Annotated in this window: 20 protein-coding genes; 7 read left to right on the top strand and 13 right to left on the bottom strand. The window is 63.2% G+C overall.

Features of this window, described 5'->3' with window-relative positions; all coding sequences use genetic code 11:
- The first annotated feature begins 89 nt into the window (after positions 1-89).
- Positions 90-902 carry a mechanosensitive ion channel family protein gene (locus tag LY284_RS17530; RefSeq protein ID WP_014250597.1) on the top strand — a complete coding sequence of 271 codons (813 nt, stop codon included), beginning with the start codon at positions 90-92 and terminating at the stop codon, positions 900-902.
- A gap of 80 nt (positions 903-982) precedes the next feature.
- Positions 983-1147, top strand: a complete 165-nt coding sequence (locus tag LY284_RS17525) for an FmdB family zinc ribbon protein (protein WP_014250596.1) — start codon at positions 983-985, stop codon at positions 1145-1147.
- Between the two features lie 20 nt (positions 1148-1167).
- Here LY284_RS17525 and LY284_RS17520 read toward each other — a convergent pair whose 3' ends face one another.
- The 8 genes from LY284_RS17520 to LY284_RS17485 all read right to left on the bottom strand — a co-directional run bounded on the left by LY284_RS17520 (position 1168) and on the right by LY284_RS17485 (position 9932).
- Positions 1168-2070, bottom strand: a complete 903-nt coding sequence (locus LY284_RS17520) for a LysR family transcriptional regulator (RefSeq protein WP_233388361.1) — start codon at positions 2068-2070, stop codon at positions 1168-1170.
- A gap of 167 nt (positions 2071-2237) precedes the next feature.
- The gene (locus LY284_RS17515; protein WP_045453549.1) at positions 2238-3002 is read right to left on the bottom strand and encodes a ParA family protein; all 765 of its coding nucleotides are present in this window, start codon (positions 3000-3002) and stop codon (positions 2238-2240) included.
- 738 nt (positions 3003-3740) lie between these two features.
- Entirely contained in the window at positions 3741-4250 is a 510-nt protein-coding gene (locus tag LY284_RS17510) for a hypothetical protein (protein WP_014250592.1), read from the bottom strand.
- 62 nt (positions 4251-4312) lie between these two features.
- Positions 4313-5437, bottom strand: coding sequence for an ABC transporter ATP-binding protein (locus LY284_RS17505; RefSeq protein WP_304503012.1), 1125 nt, complete (start codon positions 5435-5437; stop codon positions 4313-4315).
- Between the two features lie 5 nt (positions 5438-5442).
- On the bottom strand, positions 5443-6480 hold the full coding sequence (locus LY284_RS17500; RefSeq protein WP_233387445.1) for a carbohydrate ABC transporter permease: 1038 nt from the start codon (positions 6478-6480) through the stop codon (positions 5443-5445).
- Entirely contained in the window at positions 6477-7628 is a 1152-nt protein-coding gene (locus LY284_RS17495; RefSeq protein ID WP_233387444.1) for a carbohydrate ABC transporter permease, read from the bottom strand. The genes LY284_RS17500 and LY284_RS17495 overlap by 4 nt, the downstream gene beginning before the upstream one ends.
- A gap of 47 nt (positions 7629-7675) precedes the next feature.
- A complete protein-coding gene (locus LY284_RS17490; protein ID WP_053569105.1) occupies positions 7676-9154 on the bottom strand; it encodes an extracellular solute-binding protein in 1479 nt (492 codons plus the stop codon).
- A 49-nt stretch (positions 9155-9203) separates the two neighbouring features.
- Positions 9204-9932, bottom strand: coding sequence for a GntR family transcriptional regulator (locus LY284_RS17485; RefSeq protein ID WP_233387443.1), 729 nt, complete (start codon positions 9930-9932; stop codon positions 9204-9206).
- A gap of 123 nt (positions 9933-10055) precedes the next feature.
- Between LY284_RS17485 and LY284_RS17480 the strand changes: the two genes are divergently transcribed.
- From LY284_RS17480 to LY284_RS17470, 3 genes are read left to right on the top strand one after another with little or no spacing between them, the layout of a single operon-like run.
- Positions 10056-11354: an L-fuconate dehydratase gene (locus LY284_RS17480; protein ID WP_045455599.1), complete on the top strand. Its 1299-nt coding sequence runs from the start codon at positions 10056-10058 to the stop codon at positions 11352-11354.
- Positions 11342-12226, top strand: coding sequence for a DUF4922 domain-containing protein (locus tag LY284_RS17475; RefSeq protein ID WP_233387442.1), 885 nt, complete (start codon positions 11342-11344; stop codon positions 12224-12226). Before LY284_RS17480 ends, LY284_RS17475 begins: the two co-directional genes overlap by 13 nt.
- Before the next feature lie 54 nt (positions 12227-12280).
- Positions 12281-13309 (top strand): S1C family serine protease, encoded by a 1029-nt coding sequence (locus LY284_RS17470; protein ID WP_045453537.1) that lies wholly within the window; start codon positions 12281-12283, stop codon positions 13307-13309.
- 21 nt (positions 13310-13330) lie between these two features.
- Here the strand turns inward: LY284_RS17470 and LY284_RS17465 are convergent, their stop codons facing one another.
- Positions 13331-13624: a hypothetical protein gene (locus LY284_RS17465; protein WP_041731551.1), complete on the bottom strand. Its 294-nt coding sequence runs from the start codon at positions 13622-13624 to the stop codon at positions 13331-13333.
- Between the two features lie 281 nt (positions 13625-13905).
- Between LY284_RS17465 and LY284_RS17460 the strand changes: the two genes are divergently transcribed.
- The gene (locus tag LY284_RS17460) at positions 13906-14079 is read left to right on the top strand and encodes a hypothetical protein (RefSeq protein ID WP_156903116.1); all 174 of its coding nucleotides are present in this window, start codon (positions 13906-13908) and stop codon (positions 14077-14079) included.
- A gap of 60 nt (positions 14080-14139) precedes the next feature.
- Here the strand turns inward: LY284_RS17460 and LY284_RS17455 are convergent, their stop codons facing one another.
- The gene (locus tag LY284_RS17455) at positions 14140-14514 is read right to left on the bottom strand and encodes a hypothetical protein (RefSeq protein WP_233387441.1); all 375 of its coding nucleotides are present in this window, start codon (positions 14512-14514) and stop codon (positions 14140-14142) included.
- Between the two features lie 245 nt (positions 14515-14759).
- Between LY284_RS17455 and LY284_RS17450 the strand changes: the two genes are divergently transcribed.
- The gene (locus LY284_RS17450) at positions 14760-15194 is read left to right on the top strand and encodes a hypothetical protein (protein WP_045453529.1); all 435 of its coding nucleotides are present in this window, start codon (positions 14760-14762) and stop codon (positions 15192-15194) included.
- An 11-nt stretch (positions 15195-15205) separates the two neighbouring features.
- Here LY284_RS17450 and LY284_RS17445 read toward each other — a convergent pair whose 3' ends face one another.
- The 3 genes from LY284_RS17445 to LY284_RS17435 all read right to left on the bottom strand — a co-directional run bounded on the left by LY284_RS17445 (position 15206) and on the right by LY284_RS17435 (position 19083).
- On the bottom strand, positions 15206-15418 hold the full coding sequence (locus LY284_RS17445; protein ID WP_233387440.1) for a hypothetical protein: 213 nt from the start codon (positions 15416-15418) through the stop codon (positions 15206-15208).
- 114 nt (positions 15419-15532) lie between these two features.
- The gene (locus LY284_RS17440; protein ID WP_233387439.1) at positions 15533-16633 is read right to left on the bottom strand and encodes a fimbrial protein; all 1101 of its coding nucleotides are present in this window, start codon (positions 16631-16633) and stop codon (positions 15533-15535) included.
- Complete coding sequence (locus tag LY284_RS17435) at positions 16567-19083, bottom strand: fimbria/pilus outer membrane usher protein (RefSeq protein WP_309243201.1); 2517 nt, start codon at positions 19081-19083, stop codon at positions 16567-16569. The genes LY284_RS17440 and LY284_RS17435 overlap by 67 nt, the downstream gene beginning before the upstream one ends.
- Positions 19084-19413: the final 330 nt, after the last annotated feature.

Raw genomic sequence — 19413 nt, 5'->3', positions numbered from 1 at the left:
AGTGCGTCGCCTATAACTTGTCAGGCCTGTCGGCATGATTTCCCGGTCGGACACGTTATCTGGCGCAGCGCTACACGAGCGAGAACGACATGAATATCGAAACCGTACGTGTATTCATCATGACGCGCGGCGTCGACTTCGCGATCATGGTTATCGGCGCGATTGCGCTATGGATCATCGGGCGCTGGCTCATCGGTCTCGTCACGGGCACGCTACGCAAGCTGCTGTCGCGCAACGGCCGCGTCGATCCGACGCTCGCGCATTATCTCGGCTCGATCCTCGGCGTCATTCTCAATCTGCTGCTGGTTCTCGCGATTCTGCAGATTTTCGGCGTTCAGACCACGTCGTTCGCCGCGCTGCTCGCCGGTCTCGGTCTCGCTATCGGCACCGCGTGGGGCGGACTGCTCGCCCACTTCGCGGCGGGCGTTTTCATGCAGGTGCTGCGGCCTTTCAAAGTGGGCGATTTCGTGACGGCGGGTGGCGTCACCGGCACCGTCACCGAGCTTGGCCTGTTCGGCACGACGATCACGACGCCCGATAACGTCGCGGCCATCATCGGCAATAACAAGATCTTTTCCGACACGATCTGGAATTTCAGCCTGCTTCCGCACCGGCGCGTGGAACTGACGGCGAAGATCGCAAACGGCGTCGATCCGCTCGATGCGATCGCGCGCCTCAAGGAAGCCGTCGCCAAGATTCCGAACGTCGCGACGACGCCGCCGCCCGATGTCGAAGTGCTGTCCTTCACGCCGGAAGGACCGCTCCTGTGCGTGCGGCCCTATACCAATACGAGCGACTACTGGCAGGTCTATTTCGACACCAACCGCGCGATCATCGAAACATTCAAGCAGGCGGGTTATCCCACGCCGGAGACGCCGCTTTCGCGCCGCGTCGTGAACTGACTTTGCTGCGCCAATGCTGAACTAGAATGGGTTGAACCGGCGCTCATCGCGCCGGATCACAGTCGCGCGCGGAGGAAGCCATGCCGACTTATCAATACCGTTGCCAGGATTGCGGCGAGACCTTCGAACACGCGGAGCACATCGCCGAGCATGCAACGGTGCAACTCAAATGCCCGAAGTGCGGCAGCGAGAAGATCGCGCACGCGCCGGCGCCGTTCGTCGCGAAGACGACCAAGAAAAGCTGACGCATTGACGCATTGACGCGTCAGGCGGCGCGGAATCGCACTTCGTGCGACGGCAGGCCGCCTAGCCGCGATGCGACGTGATCGATGAACGCGCGCAGGCGCGGCGCTTCGTGACGGCTCGGCGGCCAGAGAATATGGAATACGCCTTCCGTGCCCATGTGCGCGCCGAGCACCGCGCGCAGCAGGCCGCCTTCGAGCGCGCCCTTCGCGATGAAATCCGGCACGCATGCGAGGCCCAGCCCCGAGATGCAGGCGGCGAGCACGGCTTCCATGTCGTTGAAGGTGAGCGTCGCGTGCGGATCGATGGCGAAGCTGTGATCGTCACGCGCGAAGCGCCACGGCTCGGGCCGCCCGCTTGCCGGGGAACGGAAGCGGATGCACGCATGGCCTTCGAGATCGGCGGGCGTCGCGGGCTCGCCGTGTCCCGCGAAATAGGCGGGCGAGCCGACCACGACCGGGCCGTATTGCGCGAGCGGGCGCGCGAGCAGTTGCGAATCGGCGAGACGACCGGTGCGGATCACCGCGTCATAGCCTTCCTGCGTGACATCGACCATGCGGTCGCTGAAATCGATATCGAGTTCGATGTCGGGATAGCGCCGCCTGAATTCCGGCACGAGCGGCAACAGGAGACGGCCGCCGAGCGATGGCGCGGCGATGCGCAACCGCCCGCGCGGCGACGAGGTCGAATGAAACAGCTCGTTCTCCGCCTCTTCGAGATCGGCCAGCATGCGTTTGCAGCGCGCGAAGAAGCGCGCGCCTTCGTGCGTGAGGCCGATCCTGCGCGTCGTGCGATTGAGCAGTTGCACGCCGAGCTTCGCTTCCAGCCGCATCACGCTCTTGCCCACCGCCGACGCCGACAGGCCGAGCGCGCGTCCCGCCGCCACGAAACTGCCCGATTCCGCCGCGCGCACGAAAGCGACCATGCCGGAGAGGCTTTCTGTCGAGGGAGGTCCGTTGGGTGCGGGATGGGCCTGCGAGGGAACGGTCGTCATATGCGTGATCATCGGGAAATGCGGCGCAACGGAATGCGCCTGTCTCCTGCATGAACGTCCGCGACGCCGATTTATTCCCGACTATTGCACGCGTTGCATCATCCGTTCAGTTCCTCGTGCAGCGCGAGATACTCTTGCGCGAGCTTGTGACGCGGTTCGAGGTAGATCATCGGGCGCGCGTGCTGATGACTCTCGCGGATTTTCACCGAGAGCGACAGATGCGAATTGAGCACGGGCAAGTCTTCGCCGCGCAGTTCGTCGACGAGTTGCTGCGGCAGGCTCGCACGCGGCTGAAACTGATTGATGACGATGCCTTCGACGCTCAGATCCGGATTGTGATCGTGGCGGATTTCCTGCACGTTTTCGAGCACGGAGTACAGCGCGCGGCGCGAGAAGTCGTCGCAATCGAAAGGAATCAGACAGCGCTCGACGGCGATCAGCGCGGAGCGCGTGAAGAAGTTGAGCGCGGGCGGCGTGTCGATATAGACGGCGTCGTAGTCTTGCAGGCCTTTGAGCGCGTCGCGCAGCTTATAGATCTTGTAGCGCGATTCGAGCTTGCTTTGCAGCGATTCCAGATTCGGATGCGACGGCACGATGTCGAGATTTTCGAACGGCGTCGAATGAATGAAGGAATCGAACGCCGGTTCGCGAAAGCTGTAGCTCAATGCCGATTCGAAGAAACTCGCGAGATTCGGCTGCGCGTCGCGGGCGTTGGCGCCGAGCAGATACTGGCTCGCATTGCCTTGCGGATCGAGATCGATGACCAGTGTGCGCAAGCCGCGGGAGGCGCTGATCGCGGCGAGATTGCAGACGATGGTGGATTTGCCTACGCCACCCTTTTGATTGAAGACCACACGGCGCATCGGGGTTTTGTTCCTTCGGGGGTTTTTGAACGTTCGTTCGGGTTTGGGGTTTGGGCTTCGGATTGCTGTTGATGGGGGATATTAGCGCATCGCGCGTGACGAAACGTTTGCGGTCTTTGTTTTCGTCGTGGAGCTTGTATTCGTGTCGGTCTATTGGCTCTGCCCCTCCCCGGGGCGGGGGTAACTTTCTTTGCTGCTGCAAAGAAAGTCACCAAAGAAAGCAGCTTTGTCACCGCCCGCGGTCACACGCAGTTTGGCCACTCTTCTCCTCGGGGAACGGCCCTCGCCTAAAGAGTGCCCCCATAGGCCCAATCGGGCTTGGATCGCGCACGGTCTGACAAACCATAACTTCGAAGGCGCTGGTTCAGCACAAAATAGCTTCGGCACAGCGCTACGCGCTGCCGCTGGGTATGCAAGGGAAACCGCACGCAGACCCGATTAACCCGTCGGCCGCGAAGCGGGCCGGAGCTTGAAATGGCTGTGCCAGTTTGTTGAATGGCGCGGTGTGACGGACCGTGCGCGATCCAAGCCCGGTTGGGCCTTTGAGGGCACTCTTTAGGCGAGGGCCATTCCCCGAGGAGAAAAATGGCCAAACTGCGTGTGACCGCAGGCGGTGACAAAGCTGCTTTCTTTGGTGACTTTCTTTGCAGCAGCAAAGAAAGTTACCCCCGCCCCGGGGAGGGGCAGTGCTAATAAACCAACACCAAAGCAAGTTCCACGAAACCAAAACCAAAAACCTCAAGGAAAAGCAGGAATAGTAGGATCCGCCCCTTCAAGATCCGCCTCCGGATGATGACTCTTGACAAGAGCCTCAATCTCTTCGAGCCGCCCCGTAGGCACATCCACCATCATCAACAATTCCCCTTGATCGATCGCATGCTCGAACCGCCGCAACCGCGTATTGGGAATCCCGACCCCGATCATCGTGGCGGCCCACGCCCCAAACCCCATGCTCGCAAGCGTCATGCAGACCACGACCCCACCGGCAATCGTCAACCCCGCCGGCGGAAACGCCATCGCCACGAGCCCGGCGAGCGCGCCCGTCACGCCGCCCGCGGCCGTTCCGCGCGCAAGCGCCGGCAATAGATCGGTGCGTTGAACCAGCGTGGCTTCCGGCAAGTCCGCAAGCGGCGTATGAGGCCGCGCAAGCACATGAATATGCCGCCATTCGATCCGCTTGAGCAGCAGTTCGTCGATGATTCCCTTCGCGCTCGCTACGCTGGGCAGTAGAAAATAGATGCGCCGCATTTCGCGCCTCCAACTATCGAATCTCATGCATTCAATATAGACGACGCACGAAAGTACGTTTTTCAAACAGCTTTCTTGATGCGCGCACCGCTCTCATCGAAGAAGTAAATGCGTTCGCGATTCACACGCACGCCCGCCGCGCCGCCTATTTCGCCCGCAAAAGTATTCGGCACCTTCACGACGATCGGCTGCTCGCCCACATGCAGCGTAACGAGCGAATGATCGCCGATCAGTTCGACCGAATAGATGCGTCCCTGCAATTCGCCCTCGCCCTGGCGCGTCAATGCACACTCCTCGGGACGCACACCGAGCGTCGCGCTGCCTTCGTGACGCAATGGCGCTTCAGGCTGAAGTGAAAGGCCGGGTGCATCGAAACGTCCCTGCGCCAGCGTGCCGCGCAGAAAATTCATCGGCGGCGAACCGATGAAGCCCGCGACGAACAGATTCGCCGGATCGGAATAGATGCGCGCGGGGGTATCCAGCTGCTGCAACGCCCCCTTGTCGAGGACAGCGACGCGGTGCGCGAGCGTCATCGCTTCGATTTGATCGTGCGTCACGTAGATGGTCGTGATGCCGAGCTCGTGCTGCATGTGCTTCAATTCCGCGCGCATGTGACCGCGCAGCTTGGCGTCGAGATTGGAAAGCGGCTCGTCCATCAGGAACGCGGCGGGCCGCCGCACGATCGCGCGCGCGAGCGCCACGCGCTGACGCTGCCCGCCCGACAACTGACGGGGCAAACGCGCAAGCAAAGGTTCGAGCTGCACGCTCGCGGCCACTTCGCGCACGGCCGCCTCGATCTCGGCCTTCGGGCGCTTTCTCACGATGAGCGGATACGCGATGTTCTCGAACACCGTCTTGTGCGGATAGAGCGCGTACGACTGAAACACCATCGCCACATCGCGGTCGCGCGGAAGCTGATGCGTGACATCGGTATCGCCGACGAACACCGCGCCTTCCGTCGCCGATTCGAGCCCCGCGACGATGCGCAAGGCCGTCGTCTTGCCACAGCCCGATTCGCCGAGCAGCACGAGAAATTCGCCCGCCTGCACGTCGAGCGACAGGTCGCGCAGCACGCGCGTGTCGCCGAACATCTTGCCGACGTTTCGCAACGACACACTCTTGGACTGTCGCGCCGCCGCGATCTTCGTCAGGCGGGCGTCGTCGAGCTTCGCCGCCTCGCTATCCATGACCGTCATCCTTTCACCGCTCCCACGAGAATGCCCCGCACGATGAAGCGCTGCAGCGTGAGCGTGAGCAGCATCACCGGCAGGATCATGATGAGTATCAGCACCGACATGTTCCACCATTGCGGACCCCGCGTCGCGTTCTGCGCGGCGACGAGCAGCGGCATCGTCTGCGCATTCGCGGTCGTCAGAAAGAGCGCGAAGAGGTATTCGTTCCACGACAGGATCAGCACGAGCAGACTCGTCGCGACGAGGCCCGGCGCCACTAAGGGCAGCACGATGCCGAAGAGAATCGAGAAGCGCGTCGCGCCGTCGATCTGCGCGCTTTCTTCGATCTCGCGCGGCACGCCTTCGAAGAAATCGAACATCAGCCAGACCACGATCGGCAGGTTCGCCGTCGCATACGTGATGATGAGCGCGAGATGCGTATCGAGCAGCCCGACATCCCTGAAGATGAGATAGATGGGGATCACCGTGACGACGGGTGGCAGAATGCGCTGCGACACGACCCAGAACAGAATGTCGTCATTGTTGAGCCGTCGATGCGCGCGGCGCATGATCGGCCGCAGCAGCAGAAAGAAGAGCGCGAACGCCACCGCGAGCGCAATGCGCAAATCGGCATGCCCCCACGCGACGGCCGCGATCAGCAGCGCGATCAACACCACGCCGAGGCCCACCGCCGCAACCGGCGGCCGGTACTCGATGCGCGCGAGCGCATACGCGGCCATCGAGCCGAGAAACACCGTGGCCGCGGTACTGCCCGCCGCGACGATCAGCGAGTTCATGTAAGGCCGATACGTGTCGGGACCGAGATCGACGAAGATGTAATGCCACGCGTCGAGATGCGGCTTGAAATCGACGAACGGAAGATAGAGCGGTCCTGTGGAAACATCCACCGGCAGCTTGAACGAGGTAATCGCCATCCAGTACAGCGGAAACAGCACGACGAGCGACCAGAACCCGAGCAACAGATACGCGATCGCCTTGCCGCCGGCGGGCAACTCATCCACGCGCGTGGGCACGAACCAGCGTTTGAGCGCGTTCATGACTGATCTCCCCGCGCGCGCCGCACGACGAACTGGAAGAAGGACACGCATGCGATGGTCGAGACGAAGAACAGCATGTACGCCACCGCCGACGCGCCGCCGAGATTCAACGCGCGCCATTCGATGAACGCATGCAGCGTCATCGATTCGGTCGCGATGCCGGGGCCGCCATTGGTCAGCACGTTCGGCAAATCGACGATCTTGAACGCTTCGATCAAACGAATCAGCACGGCGCTCGCCGCGACCGGCGCGATCGACGGCCACGTCACGTCGCGAAACACGCGCCAGGCGGATGCGCCGTCGAGCTGCGCCGCTTCGATCTGTTCGCGCGACGTGCCTTCGAGCGCCGCCAGCATCACGAGGAACATGAAGGGCACCCATTGCCACGTATCGCCGATCACGACCACGAGCCGCGCGAGCCACGGGTCGGCGGCCCACGCGATCTGACCCAGGTCGAGCCACGACCATAGCGGCGCGAGCGGGCCGATCGACGTATCCGCCATCATGCGGAACATGTAGGCGATGCCGACGGGCGTCACCATCAGCGGGAGAAAGAACAGCAGCCGGAAGAAGCGCCCGCCTTTGAGCGGCAGCGTGCACAGATAAGCCAGCCCGAGTCCGATCAGAAATTGCAGCGCGACGCCCGAAAGGACATAGAAGATCGTGACCATCAGGCTGCCGAGCGCACCGCCGCCGCCCAGCGTGTTCGCCGCGAGCCACACGAGTGCGAGAAACGTGCTCGCCGCGATCAGCCGGCCCAGCGCGCCCATGATCGAGCGCCGTGCGCTTGCGAAGTAACGATACAACCAGACGAGCACCGCGAGCACGGCTATCGCCATCGCTGCCATGCTGACGATGCCCGGCGCGCGAAACACGCCGGTGAAGTGATACTGCTGACTGCCGGAAAAGAGCCGCACGAAATTGCGCAGGCCCGTGAAGGTCAATTGATATCCGCCTTCGCCCAGTTCGAAACGCGTCAGCGAAAGATAGGCCGACGTGACGAGCGGAAAGATCGAGAACCCGAGAATCAGCAGCACGGTCGGCAGCACGAAGACATAAGGCGCCTGCCTGTCGAGCCAGTTGGCGACGCGTGCGCGCGAGCCACGTTCGTGCGCGCTAACCGGCGATGCGTGCGACGGCGTATTCATCGAGTCTCCATGACGGCGCGGACCACGATCCGCGCCGCGTGACAACATCACTTCGCGCCGATCGACGCCTTGTATGCGCGCAACTGGGTGTCCTTGCCGAGATCGTCGGTGATCTCGCTCCAGCCGCTGTCGATAGCTTTCATGGTTGCGTCGGCATCGAGTTCGCCCGCGACGAAGCGCGCCACCGCCGTATCGAGCACGACCTGCTCATAGCGCTGATTCTGCGGAATACGCAAATCGATGATCATGTTCGGGCTTTGCAGGCTCTGTTGAATCGCGCCGAGATAGGACTTCGCCGCGGCATCGCTCATGCCCGCCTTCTTCCATGCCGACATGTCCGTGAACTGCGAGCGCCGGTATGGATTGAAGCCCGATGCGCCGATCGTCACATCCACGTTCGACTGAGCCGGCTGGCTCATGAACGAAAGGAACGCATAGGCCGCGTCCTTGACCTTCGGTTTCGCCTTCGCGTTGATGCCGCCCGACCAGCCGCCGAACGCGGCGAACGGCGCATGATTCACGCCGTCGATCGCGTAGGGACACGTGGTTTTGTCGCACGGCACGAGCTTGCCCGTATCGCGATCGAGCACCTTGCGCGAGCCGGGCAGAATCACCGCGCCGACCTTGTCGATCACTTTAGATTGCTTCGGATCGATAGCGAGCACGCCGATATCGCCCCAGTCGAGCGTCAGGGCGCAATGGCCGGAGATGAACGCGCTGCGCGTATCGCCGACATCGAGATTGATTTCGTTGGGCGGGCCGTAGCTCGTCGATTCCTTGTAGATGCGCAAGGCTTCCTTGAAGCCGTCGTTGTTCACGAGCGACTTGAAGTTGCGCGGATCGAAGAATGCGCCCTGCGCGGTGCCCTTCGATTGCAGATAGCCGCCCGCGATGGAAATGATCGCCCAGTACGCCTGCGCATTGCGCTTCTTCGAAATGCACGAGCCCGCGACGGGCTTGCCGTCGCCGCCGAAGGCCTTGCCGTTCGCGGCCTTGGCGATGTCGAGATAATCGTCCCACGTCTTCGGCGGCTCCTTGCCGAGCTGCTTCAGAATATCGGTGCGGTAATAGACCATCTGAAAGTCGCCGTCGAGCGCGACCAGATAGGTCTTGCCGTTGTACTTCTGCGAGAAGTCGACGAAGAACGGCATCACGTCGTCTTCCTTCAGCGCCGCGTCTTTCGCGACGCGCTGCGTCAGGTCTTCGAGAAACGCGCCCTTGGTGTAATCGACCATCCATTGCGGCGCGAACACGGCGGCATCGACGGAATTCGTGCCGGACGCCCAGTCGGTCAGGAGCTTCTGATAGAGATCGGAGAACGGCACCGTCAGCACGTTCACCTTCGCGCCCGTCAGCTTTTCGAACTCGGGCGCGCGGCGTTGCAGCGGCTCGGCGATCTGCGGGCCGACGAAGGTCATCACGTTGACGGTCACGCCCTTGAAGTCATCGGCGGCCATCGCGGGCGATGCGGCACAGCAGGCCGCCGCGAGCGCCGCCACGGCGCCCGCTTGCTTGAACAGGTTCATTGTGTGTCTCCTCCATTGCGGTTGATCACGCTGGGTTCTTTCTTGTCTTCTACTCCCTGAACAGGTCCGGTCTTTCAGCCGAAAAGCGCCGCAGTTCCGCGACGACTTCATCGAGGTGATCGTGCATCGCGCGCGCGGCGGCCTCGCCGTCACGCTTGCGGATGGCATCGGCAATGCGTCTGTGCTCCGCGAGCGTATGCGCGTGCCGCTCGGGACTCGCCATCAGCCGGCGCGCGCGATCGAGCGCGTTGCGCGAGGCCGCGACGATCTCCTTCACGCGCGGCAGGTCGATCGCATCGAGCAGCAGCGCATGAAACGCGAGATCCAGCACATGAAACTCGCGGCGCAGGCCTTGCTGCACCGCATCGTGTTCGCGCTCGAGATTGGCGTCGAGCGCATCGAGCGTGGTTTCATCGCACGCGACGGCCAGCGTGCGAACGGTCTCCACCTCAAGCGCGCTGCGTATGAAGAGATGCTGGCGTATATCGTGCATGACGATCGGCATGACGCGCGTGCCGCGTTGCGGCAACACTTCGACGAGACCCGCCGCCGCGAGCTTGGCCAGCGCGGACGAAACCGGAAAGCGCGACACGCCCATGCGCTCGCACACCGCGAGCTTGTCGATCATCATGCCCGGCTCCAGCGCGAGATTGACGATGGCCGCGCGCAAGGCTTCCTCGACCGCGTCGGTAAGGTTGCCGCGCTCCGAACCGTGCAATCGAGGCAATGCGCGATACGGGTCGGCGGCAAGACTGTTTTCATTCGTCGATGAGTTCACGCCGCCCCGGATTTCGCACTAACATGCTAGCAGGCTAGGAGGCGAAACACGGGTTGTCAATGTCGATAAACCCCTTGATTCTCAGCATCTGAAGCCGTCACGCCACTTTTGGAGGAGATGAAGATGACCCGCATCACGAAGCTCTCCGTGCGCGATATCCGCTTTCCCACTTCGCGTTCGCTCGACGGCTCGGACGCGATGAACGCCGCGCCCGACTACTCCGCCGCCTACGTGATACTCGAAACCGATGCGCCCGGGCTCGCCGGTCATGGCCTCACGTTTACCATCGGGCGCGGCACCGAAGTCGTCGTCGCGGCCGTCGAGGCGCTCGCGCCGCTCGTCGCCGGCAGAACGATCGAGGACATCGCCGCGGACATGGGCGGCTTCTGGCGCGCGTTCACGTCGGACAGTCAGTTGCGCTGGATCGGCCCGGACAAAGGCGCGATTCATCTCGCCACCGCGGCGGTGGTCAACGCCGTGTGGGATCTCTGGGCCAAGAGCGAAAAGAAGCCCGTCTGGAAGCTGCTCGTCGATATGAGCCCGGAAGAACTCGTGCGTTGTCTGGACTTCCGTTACGTGACCGATGCGATCACGCCGTCGGAAGCGCTCGCCTTGCTCAAGCGCCTGCAAGGCACGCGCGGCGAACGCGAAGAGGACATGCTCATGCAAGGCTTTCCCGCTTACACCACATCGGCGGGCTGGCTCGGCTACGACGACGACAAGATCCGCCGGCTCGCGCGCGAAGGGGTCGCGGCGGGCTGGACGCACTTCAAGCAGAAAGTGGGCGGCAATCTCGAAGAAGACATCCGGCGCGCACGCATTTTGCGCGAAGAAATCGGCCCCGACCGCAAGCTCATGATGGATGCGAATCAGGTGTGGGAAGTCGATGAAGCCATCGCCAACATGCGCCGTCTCGCGGCCTTCGATCCGTGGTGGATCGAAGAGCCGACGAGCCCCGACGACGTGCTCGGGCATGCCGCCATCCGCAAGCGCCTTGCGCCGATGATCGGCGTGGCGACCGGCGAGCATTGCCAGAACCGCGTCATCTTCAAGCAACTGTTGCAGGCCGAGGCCATCGACTTCTGTCAGATCGATAGCTGCCGTCTCGGCGGCCTGAACGAAGTGCTCGTCGTGCTTCTGATGGCCGCGAAGTTCGGCGTGCCGGTGTGCCCGCATGCGGGCGGCGTCGGCTTGTGCGAGTATGTGCAGCATATTTCGCTGTTCGATTACATCTGCGTGTCGGGGTCGCTCGAGAATCGCGTGCTCGAATACGTCGATCATCTTCACGAGCATTTCCTCGATCCCGTTGTCATCAGGAACGGGCGCTACATGCCGCCGCACGCGCCGGGCTACAGCATCGAGATGCACGCCGCATCGCTCGACCGGTACGAATTCGGCAAAGGAGAAGCATGGCGCACATGACCGCACCTTCATGGTCCGACGTCGTCGCGCAAACCGGGCGCGCGCTCGCATGCGGCGCGCTGCGTTCGTTCGATACCGTGCAAAGCGTGATCGAGGACGGCGGCGTGCGCTTTCTCGTGCGGCAGGCGGCGAATCTCGCGCGCAAGGAACAGGCGTCGAAGCTCGCGGCGAAATCGGCTGCGGACGCCGCGAGCGAATGGCGCGATCCGTTCTCGCCGTGCGAGGAAGCGTTGCGTGTCGGCGATATCGGCGCGCGGCATTTCCTCTTGCTCAACAAGTTCAACGTGCTCGCGCATCATCTCCTGATCGTGACGACGGACTTCGAGCCGCAGGAATGCCTGCTCGGCGAAGCGGATTTCGCCGCGCTGTTTGCCTGCCTGAACCGCTTCGACGGCCTGGGCTTTTATAACGGCGGCGCGATTGCCGGTTCGAGCCAGCCGCACAAGCATCTGCAAATGGTGCCCTTGCCGCTCGACGCCAACGCGCGCAAAGCCTTGCCGATCGAGCCGTCTCTCGACGCCGCGCGCAAGGACGGCGTCTTTCGCGCGCCCGAACTCGCGTTCGCGCATGCGGCCGCTTTTCTCGAAGGAGATGACGCGGCACACGCACGCGCAACCTATCTGCGCCTGATGCAAGCCATTGGCGTGGAAGCGCTCGATGTCGCGGGCGTCGCGCATCAGAGCGCGCCTTACAACCTGCTCGTCACGCGCCGCTGGATGCTCGCGGTGCCGCGCGGCGTGTCGCATGTCGAAGGCGTCGCGGTGAATGCGCTCGGCTTCGCCGGCTCGCTCTTCGTGCGCGACGACGCGCAGCGCGGCATCGTCGAATTGCTCGGGCCGATGAAGTTGCTCGCCGCCGCGACGGTCTCTTGAAATCGGCGGCGGCGGCCCGCATGTCGGCTTCCAGACATCGGGAGTTCAAGCAACATGGGAAGCCGGCCTCAATTCATCGACGACCTCGCGCGCGGCGCGCAGGACGCCGCGCCCTCCGCCCCGCTCGACGACACCGCGCTGCTCGACGCCTATTCGCGCACGGTCATCGGCGCACTGGAGCGCGTGCAGCAAGCCGTGGTCTTCATCTCCGTCGAGCGCCAGGTCGCCGATCAGCGCGGCGCGCGCCGCACGGTCGGCGGCACGGGCTCGGGATTCATCTTCACGCCAGACGGTTATCTGCTGACCAATAGCCATGTCGTGCATGGCGCGACGCATATCGCCGTCACGCTCGCGGACGGCGCGCGCTTCGACGCCGATCTCGTCGGCGACGATCCCGCGAGCGATCTCGCGGTGCTGCGCATCGGCTCGGCCGAACCGTTGCCGCATGTCGAACTCGGCAGCTCGGGCGCCTTGCGCGTCGGGCAGATCGCCATCGCCGTGGGCAACCCGCTCGGGCTTGCGCAGACTGTCACGACGGGCGTCGTGTCCGCGCTCGGCCGCACGCTGCGCTCGACCTCGGGCCGCATGATCTACGACGTCATCCAGACCGACGCCGCGCTCAATCCCGGCAATTCGGGCGGCCCGCTCATCGATTCGGCGGGACGCGTGATCGGCGTGAACACGGCGATCATCTCGGGCGCGCAGGCCATTTCCTTCGCCACGGCAATCGATACGGCGAAGTGGGTCATCATGCAGATCTTCGCGCATGGGCGCGTGCGGCGCGCCTATATCGGCGTGGCGGGCACGACCACGCCGATCTCGCGCCGCGTGCAGCGCTTCTTCGGCCTGAGCGCGGCAAGCGGCGTGCATGTCATGGAGATCGTGAAAGGCAGCCCGGCCGCGCTCGGCGGATTGCGCACGGGCGATCGCATCGTCGCGGTGGACGATATCGCCATCGATAGCGTCGATGGCCTGCAGCGCACGCTGGATGCGTCGCGCATCGATCGGCCTGTGACGATCGCCGTGCTGCGCGGCGCGCAGAAGCTCAGCGTCGACGTGACGCCCGTCGAGCAGGCCGGATGATGACGCCGCGGCGGCTTCGTTTCATTTTCTGCCGCCGGTCTCCCGCGCAACACGCTCCTCCGCGTGCCCCGTGTCTCGTTCATGGGCCTCGGCGAACACGTCCGCCAGGCGCTCGCGCAGCGCAGCCGCATCGCGCCGCAGCGGCTCGTTCGGGCAAGCGCCAAGCAACGCATCGATGCGCCGCTGCCAGTATTCCTGCCGCATGACGGCAGGACGCATCGGCGCGGCGCGTCCGCTCGTCGCGACGCGCTCAAGCTCCGCGATCATCCGCCCGATGTGCGCGAGCTCTTCTTGCGCACGCTGATCGGCGCTCACACGCTTTCTCCTCCGCTTGCCCCGTCTCCATGCCAGCGCGGGTTCATGCCGTGTTAAACGGCCGGGCCGGCACCTTTATTCCGGATTCGCAAGCGAATGGCCCCCGCGTGCGCCAGGCGCGCGCTTTGCGCTATCGCGTATGTGTTGACGACTATGTGCGCTAACAGCCAGTGGCGCGAGCGCGCCTACGGCTTAATGTGGCAGCAGGCAGTGTTCGCGCGCACGGGTCGCTCCGTCGAACGACCCTGCCCTGTCGGGGAAGGTCCTAGAAAAGGATTGCCATGACCACGCACAAGAAAAACCAGACGGCGCCGCGCCGCGCGGGAATCCGCTGCACCGGCCAGCAACTGGACGCCATCTTGCGATTCGCCGAGGAACGCAAGCTCGATCATCAACCGCTGCATATCGTGGTCGCCGAATACTGGCGCTATCACGCGCACGCCAAAGCGGCCTGATCGTTCGTTCTTCTGTCGCACTCAAGCGCACGGCCCATGCGGGCAACGCGGCGCTATCGTCTATTGTCCCGAAAGCACGCGCTGCTTGAGCACCCAGATCGCGGTCGGCACCGCGTAATAGCCGCTGACGTTGCCCGTCACCAGCTTGCCCGTAAGCTGGATGCGCGCGTTTTCAGGCGGCGTCGCGTCGATGATCTGCACCGCCGATACGTTCGACTGCTGCCGCCCGCCCTGCCCCGCGCCCGCGCTCAACACGCAGATCGGACTCGACAGCGAAAGCACCCACGCTGATTTCGCGGACGCATCGCCTTCGTGCGCGGCCTGGCGCGCCGCCGTGCCTTCGAGCATGACGACATCGCCGTCGTTATAGCAAGGCGCCGCCGCCGCGGAGCCCGCCATCAGCATGAGCACCCAAGCACAGGCTTTCGCAGTCATTCGAACCTCGCGAAGAGCGCGTCACGCGACGCACGGTTCCGGGAAAAGAAGCTCAGTTACTTTAGGTGATAGCCGTGGGGGTCGCAACCCGCGGAAAACCGCTTATCGACCTGCTACTTTCAAACTGTCATGCGGGAACGGGTGTTGCTGATGTTCATATGACAAATCGAACAGCGTGCATCATGCGCATGAAGACATCTGTTGCTTGGTCCGTGCGATAAGGCGGACTGACAGAGGGGGCGACGATGAATCAGGTCATAGTTGGCGTGTTCGGCTCCTATCGGGACGGACACGACGCGCTTCGTGCATTGCAGCTTGCAGGCCTGCGACGCGACGATGCGCATCTTTACAGAGCGGGACGCGGCGACATGAATCTCGACGCGCTCTTGCCGCCCACGCACGACGAAGACGACGCGGAATACGTCGCGCACGGCGAGCATCAGGGCGTGATCGGCGCGCGCAACCGCTTCGTTCCGCACGAACCGTTGCCACGCCATCCGCCCGCGCCGCATATGACCGATGATGCCGCGCCGCAGCGCACCTTGCTCGTCATCCGCATATCGGACGACATCAAGCCGGGCGCCATCGGCGAGGTGCTGCACGAGCATGGCGCAATCGCGGTGAAGGACGCGAGCGGACACTGGCGCTTCTCGCCCTTCAGGAATTCGGCGCGCGTGTAGCGGTCGGTCGCTCAGTGCATGCCGCGATGCGGCTTGCGCGACGCGAGCCGTTCATCGGCCGCCGATGTTTCCGCACGTTCGTCCTCCTGCGCGTCGTCCGGCGATTCTTCGTCGGCGAGGGCGCGCGCTTCCTGCGCCGCCGCGGCCGCGCGCAGGCGCCGGCAATGCGCCGAATGGCGGAATGTCGCGAGCATGCGCACGACTTCGCGGGTTCTCGTTCTCATCGTTGCCTCCTTCGAAGCAGTTGAGAAACTACTTTAAGTGTAGGCGGCAGATCAGCATCGGAAAAGGTGGAACGCGAAATATTGAATCGCGGCTGCGCAAATTCGATACGCGCGCTATTGATACGACATCGTGAACGTGGCTTTTGCCTTCACGCTGCCGGGAATGAGCGTGCCCGCCGCGCGAACGTAGCGCGCCGTGAGCGGAATTTGCATCTGACCGCCTGCCGCCGTGCCGGCCGTCCATTGATTGATCGTGCCAGCTACGGCTGAATCGGGGCCGAACGCGATGGCGGTCGAGCCGTTCAGAATCTGGATGCCCAATCCGGATGCCGACGATCCCGGGGCCAGCGCCAACGCCGTCGAGCGGTTTGCCGAATTGGTGGAGTCCGTGATGGTCATCGCGATCCTGACCCCTGCCGGACAGGCGAGCACGAGCGGAACGGTCGTGTCGCCCGTCGTCGCGCCTGCGGTGAGCAGATCTTTGGCGAAGGCTTTCGGAAGATTGAATTGGAGCGTCGGCGTGGAGATGCTGCACGTGTTGCCCGTGATGATGGTCGTTCCGGTCACGGGCTGTGTGGCTGTCGTAGTCGAATAGCAGGGTCCCGAAAACGAAACGTTCATGCTTGGCCAGTTCGTGATGGTGCCGTTGCCGATCGGTCCGGTCACCACGAGATCAGCCCGGGTGTAATACTCCGTGTTGATGTTGACGGGGCCCAACGACTCCAACATCGGTACGGAACCGTAGAAGTTGTTCCAATAGTCCGTGATATAGAAGCGCACGCCGACACCCGGCACGCTGGTCTGATAGGTGTTCGAAGATCCTGGAACGAGCGTTCCGGTGACCGTGACACTCTTGGTCGTCGTACAGGTGGTACTGGCCACCAGTCCCGGAATTCCATACTGACTCGAGAGAATCGTCCCGACCGCTGCATCCCGGCTCGCCGAGACCGAAGCAGGAAACGACAGAACCGGCATCGCGGACCTGGGGAACGTGACCGAGTCGGCGGCAGCGTGAGATGCCGCTGCCGACAGCCCGATCGTGACCAGGATACGGAGCGCGCTAACCGCGTCGTTATACACGCGCGTCACAGTGATAAAACTGGCATCGTTGTTATGTTTCATTTCGCCTTTCCTGAGTGATCGAACACCTACACCCCCGCGCCAGCGCGTCGTCCCGCTTCGTGGGCCGAATCGCCCGCGGTCGTGGTCGGCCATGCATCAATACACTTTGATTGCACCGTGGCATAGCCCATGTCCGGGCCTGTTTTCGCGGACAACGTGTAACCGATGCTGCATTGCTCGCCGGCCCCGTCGCCCCACTTGACCCGAAGTGCGCCCTTGTCCGCGAGACCGCGCGCAAAGATGCGGCTGTCCTGCGCCACCACGCCGACGACATGCCCTTCGCCATCGGTCACGTCGGCGCCGAACGGCAGCGGCTCGCCGTCGAGTCGTGGCGCGCGGATCAACGCAGCGCGGCCCGTGACGGTCTTGTACTTGAGCATCACGATCGAACCCAGACGCGGCGCCGCGCTTTCCGATGTCGACTGGAACTCCACATCGGTGGACGAGCCTTTCGGGTCGATATCCACCATGTTCATGCCATACGGCGTCATATACGGCACGACCGCATAACCGCGCGAATCGACCTTGACGTCTTTCGAGCTCGAAATCGTCGCGCCTTGCGCCCCTTTCGCTTCGACGATGGCGAAGGTATCGCCGACCGTCTGCGACAAGGTCACGCCGCCCGGATGCGCGACGATCGACCCGCTCACGCCCGCCGACATCTGCGACGAATTCGCGCCGCCGCTCGCCGATGCCGTCACCGTCGCATACGGCGCGCGATAGACGCCGCTCGCGCCGGCATTTGCGTTGACGCCCGAGTTCGAGCCTGAGGTCGCCGAGCCGTACACGTTGTACGAATACTGATCGCGCTCGCCCGCGGCGCCGCTCACGCTCGCTTGCATGCCCGATGCGCCTTGCCCCGTGCTCGCGTTCAGGCTCAGTTGCGGCGCGTGTTGCGAATGGCCCAGCGGAATGCTCGTGCTCACCATGATTTCGTTCGACAAGGTGCCGTCGGCATTGACGGAACGTCCGGCCGTCACGCTATAGGTGCCGTATTTGAAACTGTTCGAATATCCCGCCTGGAAGAACACATCGCGCCCCGGCCGGTTCCAGTAACGTTGCGATGACGCCGTCGCGAACACGGAGCCGTGGTCCTTCAGCGGCTGATTGACCGTCAGTTGCATGCGCCCCCGCTGACGGTCCATCACGTTGCCGCCGTTCTGCGCGTAGTCGCGCACGCGCGCCGCATCCGCGAAGCCGAGATAGCCCGTGTCCGAATAGCGGTACGCGCCGAGCGTGAAGTTGGTGTCGGTTGCATCGAAGAACTTGCTGTAGCCCAGATGAAGACTCTTGCCCTGCATCGTCTGATAGCCGGGAATCTCGGTGCGCGCGCCGGTGATGTCAACCGCGAAGGCGCCGTACTTCGTATTCAGCGCAGCGCCGACATTCGCCGCCGCATAGCCGTTCGATGCAATGCCGCCGCCATATACCGTGACGAGATCGGTCAGGCCGCGCTGTACGGTGAACTGCGTGAAGCCGGGCTTCATTTGCAGGCTGTCGTCGCGCAACTGGCCGGCGGTGAAGGCAAAGCGCGTCGTGCCGGGGCGCAACGATTGCGCCACCGATGCATACGGCACGGTGAAGCTCTTCGCGTGACCATCGGCTTCCGTGACGGTCACGTCGAGATCGCCGCCGTAGCCCGTCGCGTACAGATCGCGAATTTCGAAAGGCCCGGGCGATACGCTCGTCTCGTAGATCACCTGTCCGCCCTGACGCACCGTCACGCGCGCATTCGACGCCGCCGTGCCGCGCACGACCGGCGCATAGCCGCGCAGCGATTCGGGCAGCATGCGGTCGTCGGTCGAAAGTTGCGCGCCGCGAAACGCCACGCTGTCGAAGACGTCGCCGGGCGTTTGCGCGTCGCCGAGCGTCGCCTGCGCCTTGAGCTTCGGCACGTCGTGCTGAACGTAAGTGGCGATATTGTCGAACTGCGTTGCCTGACCGGTCGCCGCCGTCAACGACGACTGATGCCTGAAGTGCCATCCGCCGATGTTCACGCCCGCGTTCAGGCCGAGATACGACTGCGTCGAATGCGCGCCGCCGCTGTGGCTGTCGTACGCATTCGCGTTATAGCTGAGAAAGGCCGCGTTGACGCCTTTGTCCCACAACTCGGGCGACACGTAACCGCGCGCGGTGTTGCGCATGTACTTTTGCGGCACGGAGAGCACGAGCTTCTGCTCGGAGAAATCGAAGTCGACCGTTGCGTCGGGAACGGCTGCGGACAGGTCGATACATTCGGCGCCGGCCAATGCGCTCGCGTCTTGCGGCCGGTCCACCGCAATCTTCGCGAAGTCGAGACCGAAGCGTTCGAGCATGGGGCGCGTGAGGCAAGCACGCGCGCTTTCGCCCGGATTCGCCGCGGCGAAGCGCACTTCCTGCCGTGCGATGCGGATGTCGTTCAGCCAGATGTCCACGGCGTACACGCCGGGCGATACGACGTTGCCATGCGCGAAGCGCGCGATATCGACGCGCTCTTTCGAATCGAGCTGCAGGAAAGTCGTGTCAAATTCGACCGCCTGATTCGCTTCGTTTGCGGCCGCCACGCTTGCCGTGCTCGCGGTTATCGCAAAGAGCGACAACGCCACGGCAACCAGCGGATCCAGAACAAATGAAATCAGCCTTCGCATTGCGCAGCGTGTGAGATTGCCCTTTGCATGACGACTTCATAACGTTAGCCTTCGGTTCGGATGGATCGAATTGATTGACGACCAGCAAACCGATGCTACGTATTTCCGAGATACAGATATCTAGGACGAATTCGAATTTTAAGATGCAAATAGGCCTATAAAAAAGGCTCGGGCGCATCGACAAACGATGCGCCCGAGCCTTTTCGAGATTTGAAACAGCGTGATGCAGTTACCGTGATGCCATCG

The sequence above is a fragment of the Caballeronia sp. PC1 genome (assembly GCF_021353155.1).
In the GTDB taxonomy this organism is placed as follows: domain Bacteria; phylum Pseudomonadota; class Gammaproteobacteria; order Burkholderiales; family Burkholderiaceae; genus Caballeronia; species Caballeronia cordobensis.
Note: the sequence above shows the minus strand (reverse complement) of the source record. Positions and strands in the feature narration are given on the sequence as shown.